At 52.3% G+C, this 13,148-nt stretch carries 14 protein-coding genes; 6 read left to right on the top strand and 8 right to left on the bottom strand.

What is annotated here, in order from left to right; genetic code table 11:
• The first annotated feature begins 138 nt into the window (after positions 1–138).
• The 3 genes from rpmB (at position 139) to mutM (ending at position 1,474) form a co-directional block, all read left to right on the top strand.
• Positions 139–375, top strand: coding sequence for a 50S ribosomal protein L28 (gene rpmB, locus EPIR_RS00385; protein WP_004154798.1), 237 nt, complete (start codon positions 139–141; stop codon positions 373–375).
• A 16-nt stretch (positions 376–391) separates the two neighbouring features.
• Positions 392–559: a 50S ribosomal protein L33 gene (gene rpmG / locus EPIR_RS00390; protein WP_001051798.1), complete on the top strand. Its 168-nt coding sequence runs from the start codon at positions 392–394 to the stop codon at positions 557–559.
• Positions 560–664: 105 nt separating this feature from the next.
• Entirely contained in the window at positions 665–1,474 is an 810-nt protein-coding gene (mutM, locus tag EPIR_RS00395; protein WP_023653311.1) for a bifunctional DNA-formamidopyrimidine glycosylase/DNA-(apurinic or apyrimidinic site) lyase, read from the top strand.
• An 8-nt stretch (positions 1,475–1,482) separates the two neighbouring features.
• Here the strand turns inward: mutM and coaD are convergent, their stop codons facing one another.
• Genes coaD through waaA form a run of 3 tightly spaced genes read right to left on the bottom strand, consistent with a single transcriptional unit; the run spans position 1,483 to position 4,007 of the window.
• On the bottom strand, positions 1,483–1,959 hold the full coding sequence (gene coaD / locus EPIR_RS00400) for a pantetheine-phosphate adenylyltransferase (protein WP_023653312.1): 477 nt from the start codon (positions 1,957–1,959) through the stop codon (positions 1,483–1,485).
• Positions 1,956–2,732: a glycosyltransferase family 2 protein gene (locus tag EPIR_RS00405; RefSeq protein WP_023653313.1), complete on the bottom strand. Its 777-nt coding sequence runs from the start codon at positions 2,730–2,732 to the stop codon at positions 1,956–1,958. The genes coaD and EPIR_RS00405 overlap by 4 nt, the downstream gene beginning before the upstream one ends.
• Positions 2,733–4,007, bottom strand: a complete 1,275-nt coding sequence (waaA, locus tag EPIR_RS00410; RefSeq protein ID WP_023653314.1) for a lipid IV(A) 3-deoxy-D-manno-octulosonic acid transferase — start codon at positions 4,005–4,007, stop codon at positions 2,733–2,735.
• A 373-nt stretch (positions 4,008–4,380) separates the two neighbouring features.
• Between waaA and EPIR_RS00415 the strand changes: the two genes are divergently transcribed.
• Positions 4,381–5,394, top strand: coding sequence for a glycosyltransferase family 9 protein (locus EPIR_RS00415; protein ID WP_023653315.1), 1,014 nt, complete (start codon positions 4,381–4,383; stop codon positions 5,392–5,394).
• Here EPIR_RS00415 and EPIR_RS00420 read toward each other — a convergent pair.
• The 3 genes from EPIR_RS00420 to rfaQ are packed head-to-tail and all read right to left on the bottom strand — an operon-like array spanning position 5,391 to position 8,689.
• Positions 5,391–6,488, bottom strand: a complete 1,098-nt coding sequence (locus EPIR_RS00420) for a glycosyltransferase (RefSeq protein WP_023653316.1) — start codon at positions 6,486–6,488, stop codon at positions 5,391–5,393. The two genes, EPIR_RS00415 and EPIR_RS00420, sit on opposite strands and share 4 nt — an antisense overlap.
• A 3-nt stretch (positions 6,489–6,491) precedes the next feature.
• Positions 6,492–7,619, bottom strand: a complete 1,128-nt coding sequence (locus EPIR_RS00425; protein WP_023653317.1) for a glycosyltransferase family 4 protein — start codon at positions 7,617–7,619, stop codon at positions 6,492–6,494.
• Positions 7,616–8,689: a putative lipopolysaccharide heptosyltransferase III gene (gene rfaQ, locus EPIR_RS00430; protein WP_023653318.1), complete on the bottom strand. Its 1,074-nt coding sequence runs from the start codon at positions 8,687–8,689 to the stop codon at positions 7,616–7,618. Before rfaQ ends, EPIR_RS00425 begins: the two co-directional genes overlap by 4 nt.
• Before the next feature lie 160 nt (positions 8,690–8,849).
• Here rfaQ and EPIR_RS00435 point away from each other — a divergent pair, with 160 nt between their 5' ends.
• Together EPIR_RS00435 and EPIR_RS00440 are read left to right on the top strand one after the other, a co-directional pair.
• Positions 8,850–9,806, top strand: coding sequence for a polysaccharide deacetylase family protein (locus EPIR_RS00435; RefSeq protein ID WP_023653319.1), 957 nt, complete (start codon positions 8,850–8,852; stop codon positions 9,804–9,806).
• Position 9,807: 1 nt separating this feature from the next.
• A complete protein-coding gene (locus EPIR_RS00440; protein ID WP_023653320.1) occupies positions 9,808–10,911 on the top strand; it encodes a glycosyltransferase family 9 protein in 1,104 nt (367 codons plus the stop codon).
• A gap of 12 nt (positions 10,912–10,923) precedes the next feature.
• Here the strand turns inward: EPIR_RS00440 and EPIR_RS00445 are convergent, their stop codons facing one another.
• Together EPIR_RS00445 and EPIR_RS00450 are read right to left on the bottom strand one after the other, a co-directional pair.
• Positions 10,924–11,904, bottom strand: a complete 981-nt coding sequence (locus EPIR_RS00445; RefSeq protein WP_023653321.1) for a glycosyltransferase — start codon at positions 11,902–11,904, stop codon at positions 10,924–10,926.
• Positions 11,898–13,142 (bottom strand): O-antigen ligase family protein, encoded by a 1,245-nt coding sequence (locus tag EPIR_RS00450; RefSeq protein ID WP_023653322.1) that lies wholly within the window; start codon positions 13,140–13,142, stop codon positions 11,898–11,900. The genes EPIR_RS00445 and EPIR_RS00450 overlap by 7 nt, the downstream gene beginning before the upstream one ends.
• Positions 13,143–13,148: the final 6 nt, after the last annotated feature.

The raw sequence follows: 13,148 nt of genomic DNA on the forward strand, positions 1-13,148 counted from the left end.
CTTTGAGAATCTCGGGTTTGGCGTTTGGGCCTGCTCAGCGGGTTCGCATTGAACTCGCCTGGATGGGCTAAAAGCCTGACGAGGCGGCCAGAACCTTATTTTTAAAGCTCGAGCTGATTTGATTTTTGGAGAATAGACATGTCACGAGTCTGCCAAGTAACTGGCAAGCGTCCGGTAACGGGTAACAACCGTTCCCACGCAATGAACGCGACGAAACGCCGTTTCCTGCCGAACCTGCACTCTCACCGTTTTTGGGTTGAGAGCGAAAAGCGCTTCGTTACACTGCGCGTATCTGCCAAAGGCATGCGCGTTATCGATAAAAAGGGTATTGAGACGGTCTTGGCCGATCTGCGTACCCGCGGTGAGAAGTACTAAGGTAAGGAACTGAAACATGGCTAAAGGTATTCGTGAGAAGATCAAGCTGGTTTCTTCTGCTGGTACAGGTCACTTCTATACCACCACGAAGAACAAACGTACTAAGCCGGAAAAACTGGAACTGAAGAAATTCGATCCTGTTGTCCGCCAGCACGTGATCTATAAAGAAGCTAAGATTAAGTAATTAACCTCAGTGGATGAAAAAACCCGGCTTCGGCCGGGTTTTTTTGTTTGCGGTATAGTGATATTAGCCAATCAGGCGTGACGATACAGCAACGGAGGCGAGTAAATGCCAGAGTTACCAGAGGTCGAAACCAGTCGACGCGGGATTGAACCGCACCTTGTTGGAGCCACTATTCTCCACGCGGTGGTGCGTAACGAGCGCCTGCGCTGGCCGGTTTCTCCAGAAATCCATGCGCTAAGTGACCAGCCGGTGCTCAGCGTTCAGCGCCGGGCTAAATATCTGCTGCTGGAGCTTCCCACCGGATGGATTATCATTCATCTGGGAATGTCGGGTAGTCTGCGTGTCCTGCCTGAAGATATGCCTGCGGCGAAACATGACCATGTCGATCTGGTGATGAGTCATGGCAAAGTGCTGCGCTATACCGATCCGCGTCGTTTTGGTGCCTGGCTATGGTGCCCTGACCTTGATGCCAGTTCGGTATTGTCTCATTTGGGGCCGGAGCCGCTGGACGATAGCTTCTCCGCAGCGTATTTGTTTGAAAAATCTCGAGGTAAGCGCACGGCTGTCAAACCCTGGTTAATGGATAACAAAGTCGTGGTGGGCGTAGGCAACATCTATGCCAGCGAATCGCTTTTTGTCGCTGGTATCTCGCCCGATCGTCCGGCGATGGCGCTCAGCGAGGAAGAAGTCGGGCTGCTGGTCAGTACCATTAAAGCCGTATTGATGCGCTCGATTGAGCAGGGCGGTACCACGCTGCGTGACTTTTTACAAAGTGACGGCAAGCCGGGTTATTTTGCCCAAGAGTTGCAGGTATACGGCCGTGCAGGTGAGCCTTGCCGTGTCTGTGCGATGCCGATAGAGAGCAGCAAGCACGCGCAGCGCAGCACCTTTTTCTGCCGTCACTGCCAGAAATAGTCCGGGATTCAGAGCCTGGCTTTGAGTGCCTGGTAAACAGGAGTCGGCAGGAAAGCCTCTACATCGCCACCGTGGCGCGCGACTTCTTTCATCAGGGAAGAAGAAACAAAGGAATACTGTTCTGAAGGCATCAGGAACACGCTTTCCAGCGTGGGCAGCAGGTGGCGGTTCATCTGTGCCAGCTGCATTTCATATTCAAAATCAGATACCGCCCGCAGGCCGCGCACCAGGACGTTTGCCTGCTGTGCTTTGGCGAAGTTAGCCAGCAACTCACTGAACCCCACGACTTCAACATTCGGCAAATGCGCAACGACTTCACTTGCCAGCGCGACTCGCTCATCAAGTGAGAACATCGGTTTTTTGCTGGGGCTGGCTGCAATTGCCAGCACGAGGCGATCGAACATCCGCGCAGCGCGTGTCACGATGTCGAGATGTCCGTTGGTCATCGGATCAAAGGTGCCGGGATAGATGGCTTTGGTGCTCATAGTCTGCCGCTCCTTGATGCATGATTGAGAGCCCACAGGGCCGTGTATTTATTAAAGGTATATTGGGCGTTAACTACCGCCAACAGCCAGCCCTGTTTGCCATCAAGAAAGCCAGCACGCAGTACCAGCGTCTTGATAAATGCCCCAGCGGTATGGCCGAAAATGGCCGCGATACCGCAACGTTTTCCCTGCTGATGGCGCTGTTTTGCCCATGCCTCGGCATAGGCAAACTGTTTCCACTGGAAGGCGGAAAAATCTCTACAGGTTAGATGCAGCAGGTCACCGTGTAGTCGCTCGGTTTTTGCCCGCGCTGTTTCCAGCGATTCATGAACCAGGCTATCGTTGTAGCGGAAATGCCGTGGATAAAGCCGGATGACGCGGTCCGGATACCAGCCGCTGTGGCGCATAAACCGTCCGAGGAACAGATTGCTGCGCGAAAAACTGTACACCACTTCTGCCGGCGGCTGTTGCAGCACCTTCTCAATAGACTGTTTTAAACCCGGAGTGACGCGCTCATCGCTATCGATCATCAAAATCATCGGGTGGCTGGCGTAGCTCTGTGCGAGCTGGCGCTGCTTGCCATAGCCATGCCATTCGCTGGAGTGATAAACCTTTGCCCCATGACGGGCGGCAATGTTCGGGGTGGCGTCGCTGCTGCCGGAATCGAGTACAATAATCTCATCCGCCCAGCTGACTGACTCCAGACACTCCGGCAGTATGTCTGCCGCATCTTTGGTAATCATCACTACCGACAGCTTCTGACGTGTGCTCATTTAATGATTCCGCTGTGGCAGGTGAGGTTCAAGTAACAGCAGCAGGCGTCCCAGTGCGCCCTGGTTCTGATGCAGTACATCTACCGCGTGTCGACCATAATAAAGACGGTAGTCTTCATCGGTTAACAGCGTATCAATCTCTTTATTCAGTGAATCGGCATCGGTGACGGTGATCAGGCCGTCAGCCTGTTGCAGCCGGGCACAAATATCTTTGAAATTAAAGGTGTGCGGGCCCATTAACACCGGAATGGCGTGGGCAGCAGGCTCTAATGGGTTGTGCCCGCCACGCTCCACCAGACTTCCTCCGACAAAGGCCAGGTCGGCAATGCCATACAGTAACATCAGCTCACCCATCGTATCGCCAATCACCACCTGGGTACTGGTGGAAGGGATCTCGCCGCTGCTACGCAGGATGTAACTTAATCCATTCTTTTGCGTCAATATACGGGCCGTTTCGAAACGTTCCGGGTGGCGGGGCACCAGAATCAGCAGCAGATTAGGGAAGCGCTCAAGCAGTTTGCGGTGCGCGTCCAGAATAATGCTCTCTTCCCCCTCGTGAGTGCTGGTAGCGATCCATACCGGGCGGTGCGGTGCCCACTGGCGACGCAGCGTCACGGCGCGAGCCGCCAGTTCCGGCGTGACCGAAATATCAAATTTGAGGCTGCCGGTCACCGCCAGCTGAACGCGTTTAACCCCCAAACCAATAAAACGTTCACCGTCTTCTTCGTTCTGTGCGGCGATCAGCGTAATGCGTTGCAGCAGACGCTTCATCGATTTACCAATTTTCTGATAACCCCTGGCAGAACGCTCGGACAGGCGGGCATTGGCAATCACCAGTGGGATTTTGCGCGCATGTAACAGAGTAATCATATTGGGCCAAAGCTCGGTTTCCATAATGATCACCAGCCGTGGGCGAACCGTGTCAAAGAAGCGGTTCATGGCACCGGGCAAGTCGTAAGGCAGGTAAACATGATGGACATCTTTACCAAACGCCGAACTGGCACGCTCTGAGCCGGTTGGCGTCATGGTCGTGACCACAATGGGGAGATCGGGGTAGCGATGACGCAATGCCCGCACCAGGGGGATGGCGGCCAGCGTTTCGCCGACCGAAACTGAATGCAGCAGAATACCGTCCGGTTTGACTTTGCCTGCGCAGAAGCCATAACGTTCAGCCCAACGTTTACGGTAGGCAGGGGCCTTGCGGCCGCGTAGCCAAAGGCGAAGCCAGATAAAAGGCTGAAGGAGATACAGCAAGGCGGTATAAATGGTCGTCATCACAGTGATTTCAGGTGGGCAAAGACTTGCGTCCAGAAAGCCGAAAAACAATATGGCATGTTAGCAGATAAGTGACCCCGGCTCACACTACTTCATCTTATAGAGTCTGACTCGTCTTCTTTACCGTGACGGTATTCCCTGTGGACGAGCATTAAGCGTGGCTGGCGGGCAACCGCGTTGGTCAAAAAGTTTTTTTGCTTTTCGTGTGCAGTTTAGTTATTTGTGCTGTCTCAAGATCTGGCATAAAGACATTGACCCTCTTCGTAAGGCGCTCATGGCGCTTTTTAAACGCATTTGGATCTCTTATTAAGAATGAGCTCCAAGTTAATCTGCCGGACACTGCTGGCGAGAAAGTATTGAGACCAGAACAGCAATGAAGAATATTTTGATTATACGGCGTGACAATATTGGCGATCTGGTTTGCACCACGCCGTTGATCGAAGGCGCAAAAACCGCTTTTCCTGATGCTAACATCTATCTGTTAATCAATAGTGTGTCCCAGGATGTGGTGAAAAATAATCCACATATTGAACAGACCTTTATCTACCGCAAGGCAAAACACGCTGCGGGTAAACTGGCGAAGTTGGGCGTTCACATCGAGCGCCTCAAGATGTTTCTGAAGTTACGACGTATTCGTTTTGATGCGGCGATTCTGGCTAATCCACAACCCTGTAAATACAGTGTACGCCTGGCAAAAATGGCGGGTGCGAAGCACATTATCGGCGCAGATACCGGGGACCGGGCGATTAGCGTGCCGTTTCGTCGCGCTGATTTTCGCGGTGAGCATCAGGTAGAACTCACATTCAGCTATCTTTCTGCCATTTCTGACAAGCAGACCCCCATACCCGAAGTGCGTATCTGGCTGACCGACTGGGAGCGGCAGCAGGCTATCAGCCGAATCGATAGCCTGCATCCCGGCGAACGTCCGGGGCTTGCGGTACATATCAGTAGCCGTAGTGCAAAACGTCGTTGGCCGCTGGAACGCTACGCCGAAATCATCCGGCGCTATTTGCAGGAAAATAGCCACGGCAGCGTGCTGATATTCTGGTCACCCCAAGGTACGCTGGCTCCGGATGATATTGGCGATCTGCACCGGGCTGAACAACTCCATGCCGCATGCCTTAGTTCACGCATATCGCTCTATCCCACCTCGTCGATACGCGAACTGGTGGCTGCTTATGAATGCTGTGAGCGGGTGTTGTGCAGTGACGGCGGGCAAATGCATCTGGCCGCCGCAGTGAACAAAAAGCAGGTGGTGCTGTTTGGTGATACTGACCGGAAAGTCTGGCGTCCGTGGTCCGGTCAGCATGAGATCTTGCAAACGCCGTCGGGAGACTGTGTAGACGTCAGCGTGGACGAGGTTTGGCACAGTCTGAATCGCCTTTAGCCTTTCAGGGTTAAATATTGCTGGCAGATGGGCTGCAAATCGTAGCTCATCAGCTGTTGCCTGTCGATTTGAGGCGGGGAATGATAGATTTCTGCCATCTTTTCCGCCAGCGAAGAGCTGTCTAACTCCGCCAGTGCATTGCCCATCCCGGCTCGTTGCAGTATCTCTTCCGGCCCACCGGGGCAGCGCGTACTGACGATCGGTGTTCCGCAGAGTAAAGCTTCAACCAGCACGTTACCGAAACCTTCGCTGTCCGAACTGAGGATCAGCATTGCTGCATGTTTGATCAGGGGATAAGGGTTGCTTTGGAACCCGGCGAAGATAACCCGTTCAGCAATACCCAGCTGTTCTGCCTGCTTTTTTACTGTATCGATCTGCTGTTTATCCCCGGTTCCCACCAGCACCAATTTGGCCAGAATGCCGGATTCGGCATAAGCCTGTAGCAGACGGTCGTGACGTTTGTGCGGGTGGAAACGGCCAACGTGGATCAGCCAGGGTTCACCTTCCAGGGCAAAAGATTCAGCCGCTTGAGAGAGGATGTGATCAATATCAAAAGGATTATTAATGACCGCCAGTCGACCCGGCACGATGGGCAGATTGCACGTTAAGTCATCCGCCACGGCTTGAGAAACCGCGACAATATTTCTTCCCTGATAAACCCGGGCAATCTTACGTTGCTTCAGCCAGCGGTCGAGGCCGCGTCGATGTCCGAGGTAGGACGTGGAGAGAATTCCGTGGATGCAGAACCATACCTTCTTCGCCGACAGGCGTTTAGTGCGAGCGACAATGCGGTCAGTTTTGTGCAGGTGGGAGAAAATAAGATCGTATTCACCACCCTGTTTTTCGCTTTGCGCCACGGCACGATCTAGTGCGCCAGCGCGGCGCGACAGCTCGGTGAGTTTGCGCCAGGGCAAGCGGCTATGACTTTCCACTACCTGATAGTCCACACCTTCAGGGAGGGGATAATTGCAGACATCACGCAGTGAAAACAGGCTTACCTGATGCCCCATTCGCTGCATGCCTTCACACAGTGTCAGCACCACTTTCTCGGCTCCACCGCCGGGTAGTCCGTCGATAATCATCAAGATACGCATGGGTTAATCCAGAATCTGTTGATAAAGAGAAATCAGCTGTTGAGATAAGCGCTGGGGGGTTGATCCCATCACCTGCTCGCGGGCATGGACGGCCATTTGACTGCCGCTGGCCTGTTCGGGTAGCGCCATAATGGCATCACGCAGGGCGGCGATATCCAGCGCATCGCAGATGTAGCCGTTTTCGCCGGGACGAATAAACTCGCTCCCGCCACAGGTGTCAGAGGTAATGACCGGCAGGCCGCAGGCCATCGCCTCAAGGATCACATTCGGGAAGGGGTCATACAGCGTTGGCAGCAGCAGCCCGTCTGCTGCCTGATACCATGCACGCGTATCTGCCTGCATGCCGGCAAATATCACCCGATCGGCGCAGCCGAGTTCACTGGCCAACGCCCGATACTGCCGTTCCGCCTTGTCTTTACCCACTACCAGCAGGTAGCGATTAGTGCCTGCCAGCGCACGGATCGCCGCTGCCAGCCCTTTACGTTCAAAACCAGAACCGACATAGATGAGCAGGCTGGCAGCGGGCGGCAGGGAGAGCTGCTTTCTTATCTGACTACGCTGCTGCTCATCCACCGGCACAAACTGGCTGGTATTAATCGCGTTATAGATGACGTGAACTTTGTCGCTGGCGACGCCGAACCGCGCAATGATTTCCTGCCTGACCATCTGCGCATTGCAGATCACCGCTTTCAGTTCAGGAGCCTGATACATCGCCCGCTCTGCCTCCATCACATAGCGATGGTAGCGGTTAGTTAGCAGCAGTTTTTGACGCCACGCAGGAAGCAGACGGCAACGCTGTTCCAGCCAGCGCTGGTGGACGCCGTCTCCGGCACGGTAGATATCGCAACCGGCAATACGCTCGTGGCTCTGAACAATGTCGAAATTTTCTCGCTGCCAAAGCGCGCGCGCAGCACGGGCAAAGCCGCTCTCGCGGCTGATGCGTCCCCATTTTATCGGGTCGCACAGGTGAAGATGCCAGTTGGCCTGACGTTCGCCTTGCCACTGACGGGTAATCACATTCAGGTCCAGCGCCTGCTGGTCCAGGGCTTCCAGGGCGCGGGCGATGAAGCGCTCAGCGCCGCCGTCAGGGCGGTATTTCTGCCGGACGATCGCCAGTCGAATGGGCCTCATGCTAATAACCTCCTGGCTGCATTCAGTACGGTTTCCACCGGGATAGCATCAAGATAGCGCTCCTCGGTTTTGGTATCGACATTGTCCGGGTCTGGCAGCGGCGCGAAATCACCAGCCCAAATCACCTCACCGTTAACCTGCCACGGGCTCCAGAACGTCAGTTTTGACGGGCCAAACAGCGCCAGACAGGGTGTTTTTAGCGCGGCGGCCATATGCATCGGCACCGAATCCACGCCGATAAACAGCCGGGCTTGGTCAATCAGCGCGGCCAGCTGGTTCAGCGTCAGCTGGCCTGCCAGCGAAATGACATTCTCGTCAGACGGGAGAAGGCTGATGATGTTTTTCACCATATCCAGCTCTTTGCCAGCGGGGCCGGAGGTCAGCACGATAGTATGTCCATCATCATGCAGAGACCGTAACACGGCGGCGAATTTCTCTTCGCTCCAGCATTTAAAAAACCAGCGCGAGGTTGGCTGTACCACAATGTATTTCTCTGTGCCGTTGAGCCGCTGGCGAACGGCCTGGTAATCTGCCTGCGAATAGTGCATTCCCACCGTGCTGTCGATAGCGGCGAGATCCAGCGGGAGAAGCAGCGAGAGATTTTGCTCGACGGTATGCATATTCTGATGTTGCTCGGTGGCCACCAGATGCGTATGGCAACGCTGCCAGAGCGCGCCCTGGCGTTTAGGAAAATTGAAGCCCAGCCGAAGCGGAGCGGCGGTAAAGCGCGTGATGATGGCACTTCGCCACTGGTCTGCCAGGTTAACCACCAGGTCATAACCTTGTTGCCTCAGGGTTTTTAGCAGCCGCCACTCCTGGCCGAGCTGGAAGCGCACGCCTTTTTTCTTCCATGTCCGGTCGATAGCATAAATCTGGTGAATATCCGGGTGACAGGCGAGCATGGCCCGGGTTTCTTCATACAGCAGGACATCGATTTTGGCTTCAGGCCAGGCCGCTTTCAACGAGCGGATCACCGGGGTGGTGAGTAGCATATCGCCGTGGTGGCGGAATTTGATCACCAGAATGCGTTCAGGCTGGTGGGGAGAAAGCGGCAGGTCCGAATGTTTCATGCTATATCGCTGTTCAGTAAACCGGCCCCTGATTCTAAAGCAGTCACCGGGACGTGGCTAGCGCCGCATCGGCAGCCTTAACGGATGGCAGAATAATTTTGCGCAATCGGCGTTCGCTACGTAACATAACCCGCATCTAAGGCATCTTTCAGGACGGAAAATGGGTAAGCCCGCGTTTATCATCACCATCGATACCGAAGGCGATAACCTTTGGCAAAATCATGATCGGATCATGACGGAAAATACCCGTTTTTTGCCACGATTTCAGCAACTGTGCGAGAAATATGCGTTTAAACCCACCTGGCTAACCAACTACGAGATGGCCGTTGACCCGGCGTACGTTGAGTTCGCGCGGGATGTTATCGCTCGTAACAGCGGTGAGATTGGTATGCACCTGCATGCCTGGAACAGCCCACCGCTGTATGACCTCACGGGTGATGACTGGCGGCATAAGCCTTATCTGATTGAATACCCAGAGGATAACATCAGGGAAAAGGTCATCTATATGACTCGCCTGCTGGAAGATACCCTACAGGTGAAAATGCGCAGCCATCGTGCCGGGCGCTGGGCGTTTAATGCCTTTTATGCGCAGTTACTGATTGATCAGGGATATCAGGTGGATTGTTCTGTTACCCCGCGAGTGAACTGGCAGTTTTCTCCCGGAGACCCTCAAGGCAACGGCGGCACGAATTATCAGCATTTTCCCGACAGTGCCTACTTTATCGATCCACAGGATATTTCGAAGGCGGGGAACTCTGCGCTGCTCGAAGTGCCGATGAGCATTCAATACAAGCATTCACCGTTCATGAATCAGGTGAAATCGGTCTACGACCGCCTGCGCGGTAAACGGCGTAGCCCTTCAGTGCACTGGTTACGTCCGATGGGCGGGAATGCAGCACAGATGATCCAGGTTGCGGAGAAGACGCTGGCAGACGGCAGCGATTACGTCGAGTTTATGCTGCACTCCTCCGAATTTATGCCTGGCGGCAGCCCGACATTTAAGACCAAAGACGATATCGACGTGCTGTATCAGGATCTGGAGCAGCTATTCGCCTGGCTGCATGTGCGAACAGTAGGTATGACATTGTCAGAATATTATCAGAAGAAAGTGAATTAACATGTCGAAGAAATGGAAGATCAATCTCACTAATTGGTTTCTGAAAAAATATACCGTCAAGCACGGACGCCTGGAAAACAAGGAAAACTTCGACGCAGCTCTCCCGTTCGATAATATTGTTATCTATTCAACCACCGCGCTTGGCGACTTCATGTTCAATACGCCAGCGATACGTGCAATACGTCAAAGATACCCTGATGCACATATAACGCTGGTGGTGCACGAAAAAAACCGTGAGTTGGTCGAAGGGGGGACAGATTATAACCGTATCGTTTACTGGAACAGTAAAATAAAGACCCTCTCACCCTTGCTGAAGTCTTTGCGTGAGCATCAGCCTGATTTAGCGGTTATCCTACATTCACACCTGCCTTATGACGTGATCAGCGCGGTGATGGCTGGGGCCAAATACGTGATAAGGGATAATTACAGTTCGGGGATCAGCGGGCTTGAACAGTGGCTGACTAACTATATTTTCCATTACTACGGCCATTTCATCCGTCGTAAGCTCGAGTTAATTTCCATTCTGGGATGCCGTAGTGACGATCCCACCATGTTTATTCCCGCGCCTTATCAGGCGGGTATCAGAGACCCTCTGAAAACAACGATTGGTTTTCAGCTGGGCGCTTCAACGGAATCCCGCTGCTGGCCCGTCTCACACTACGTCAAACTCGCGGAGCAGCTGGTTGCACGGCATGGTCATGTGCAGATAGTGCTGATTGGTGGCGGGGGGGATGAAAGTAAAGCCCGGCAATTTATGGCCCAGGTGGATGACGAAACTCGTACCCGTGTCGACGATCGTATTGGCAAAACCGGCTTACAGCAGCTTATTACGCTTATTGACGGTTTTGATGTGTTGGTAACCGGTGACACGGGGCCGTTACACCTTGCCGTGGCGTTGAAAGTCAAAACCATCAGCCTGTTTGTCACCGCCGACCCGCGCACTACCGGGCCGATCCAGGACAATGAGCTTCACTGTATTATTCATGCTTCCCGCAGTGGATTTACCATGGCACTGGAAGCAGAAAGCCCGGTAGGTGTTATTCAGCCTCAACGCGTGTACGACGAAGCCGTGAGGCTTGCAGGACTGGATCTCAGAACATCCTGACGGCGCCTGGCACTATTTTTTGCCTGTCAGGCGGATTTTGGAAAACAACATATCCACCTGAGGGTGGCGCATTTGCCAGATCTTTTTTGCCGGTACCGAGGTGCCGGCGCAAAGGCGCGCAGCCTGCTGCAAAGAGGCAATGGTATGTTTACTATAATGGTAGTAACCATATACGGCTTTAGTGAGACTCTTTACTTCACCAAAACAGTTAACGATCATCCACGCCGCGAGGTTTTTTAGTGCGCTATTTTCCGTTTTATCTTCAGCGAAGCGCACCATTTTGTTTATCGCAAAAAGCATATCTTCAATATCTTCAGGTTTTACATTCCTGGTAATCCCCTGAGAGTTATCGCGATAGAAATAGAGCGTATGATCGAGATGAGCGATTCTTTCACTCTTAAAATAAATGAACGGCGTGAAGATAACATCCTCGTAGCGCCGCCCGGGTTCAAAACGCTCCCCATCTAACAGTTCGCGCTGATATACCCGGTTCCAGAGGTGCCACATCGACCGGGTAAAAAGAGGTTCGAGGCAGCTTACGCCCTTTTTTTTAACGTCATATTCATTGATGCGAACCGCTTCTTCTTGATGGATTTCAGGCAGAGCGTGAGTAAAGCGCTGATAATCAAAATCAAGAAGGTCATACTGACCTGAAAGTAAAACGGGTTTGAGTATTTCAACATAGTGAGGGCTTAATATGTCGTCCGCATCAAGAAAAGTGATATAGCGCCCGCTGGCCTGTTGTATACCGACATTGCGTGTACGGGCAATACCGGAATTCTGTTGTGAAATGTAGTGAACCTGGACGTCAGGATAGCGGGCAATATATTGCGAAACCCGATGAGCAGAGTTATCTGTCGAGCCATCGTTGATCAGGATAACTTCAATATCCTTGTCGATTTGGCTGAACAGAGACTCAAGGCAGGGGATAACAAACGCCTCATTATTAAAAAAAGGCACAATGATGCTGAGCAGCGGACTGGGGGCTAACATGTTGGCTGCCCCGTCGCGGTATGCGGTTTTTTCGCGGAAAGGAAGCTGGCAATAATGGCTAATAAGAATGTTGCCGTTGCCTCTGTACTGAAGAAAATAACGTCACTCAATCCATAGACAACCAACGCCACAGTCACCCCAAACAGCATCGAATTACGCGGCTGCCTGAAAGAGAGCAGCATCAGGCTGCCATAAAATGCTAATAGCAGCATAACCCCCCAGGCGCCTTTTAATGACCAGGTTTCCAGGATTTCATTGTGCATATGTACGGTCAGATAACGTTGGGCGTTATAAAGTTGTGGGTCGTTTTTAATGATCTCTAATGCTTCACTGGCGCGTTGCTCAGCAGACTGACCAAATGGAGCCTCATTGCCTGTGCGTATCGCGACAATCTGCATCCATACGCGTGAGAACACCGAGTTTTCTGACTGAGTATCATTGACTGCTGCGACGTTTTGTTCAAAATCATTGATCCTGCTCATCACCATATCTTTAAATAGCAGACCTGTTGAAGCGAGAAGGACAGGAACTAACAGAATAATGGCAAATTTATGACGTATCGGAATAATGTTTTTTGTCACAATGACGGTGAGCAAAATAAGCGCTGGATAAGCGATCATCGCAGCACGAGTACCGGTGAGAATAATGGATGAACAGGTGAGAATAAATGCGGCGATATAAAAAAACAGGCGAAAGCGGATTTTAAGCATCATAATCGACTGCATCATCACCAGACTAATGGCCGTCAACAGATAAGCAACAATCGTTGTGCGGTCAAAATTTAATTCTATTCTGGACTGAAGCAGCCATAGCCCCTGATAGAGTGCGTAGGTGTTAACCAGCAGCCCAACGGCGATACTGACGACGAGCGTTATTTTTTGCATGGCAATACGCTCGTTCAGCGCGACCAGGCTAATCACCGACATGGCGATAATCAGGCGTGCTGTTGACATGTAAGCGCGATAAACATTGATATAAGGCCCTTGTTGTTTAACAGCAACAAGCCAGAATATCGTTCCTAAACCGAACGCAAGAAATAACAATGAGACAATAAACTTGAGTTTATCTCGTGTGTAATATCTTATGTTTAAAACGATCGCGATAAATGAAAGATAACTTGCAACATAAAATATATCCGTGCCGAATTTCAGACCAAAAGGAACGGTAGCAAAAGCAATCGCACAACATGTATAAATCAGATAGCTAAAAACGGGATGCGGACTTCTTTTTGTCAACATAATAAC

This window comes from Erwinia piriflorinigrans CFBP 5888 (genome assembly GCF_001050515.1).
GTDB classification, from domain to species: Bacteria; Pseudomonadota; Gammaproteobacteria; order Enterobacterales; family Enterobacteriaceae; genus Erwinia; species Erwinia piriflorinigrans.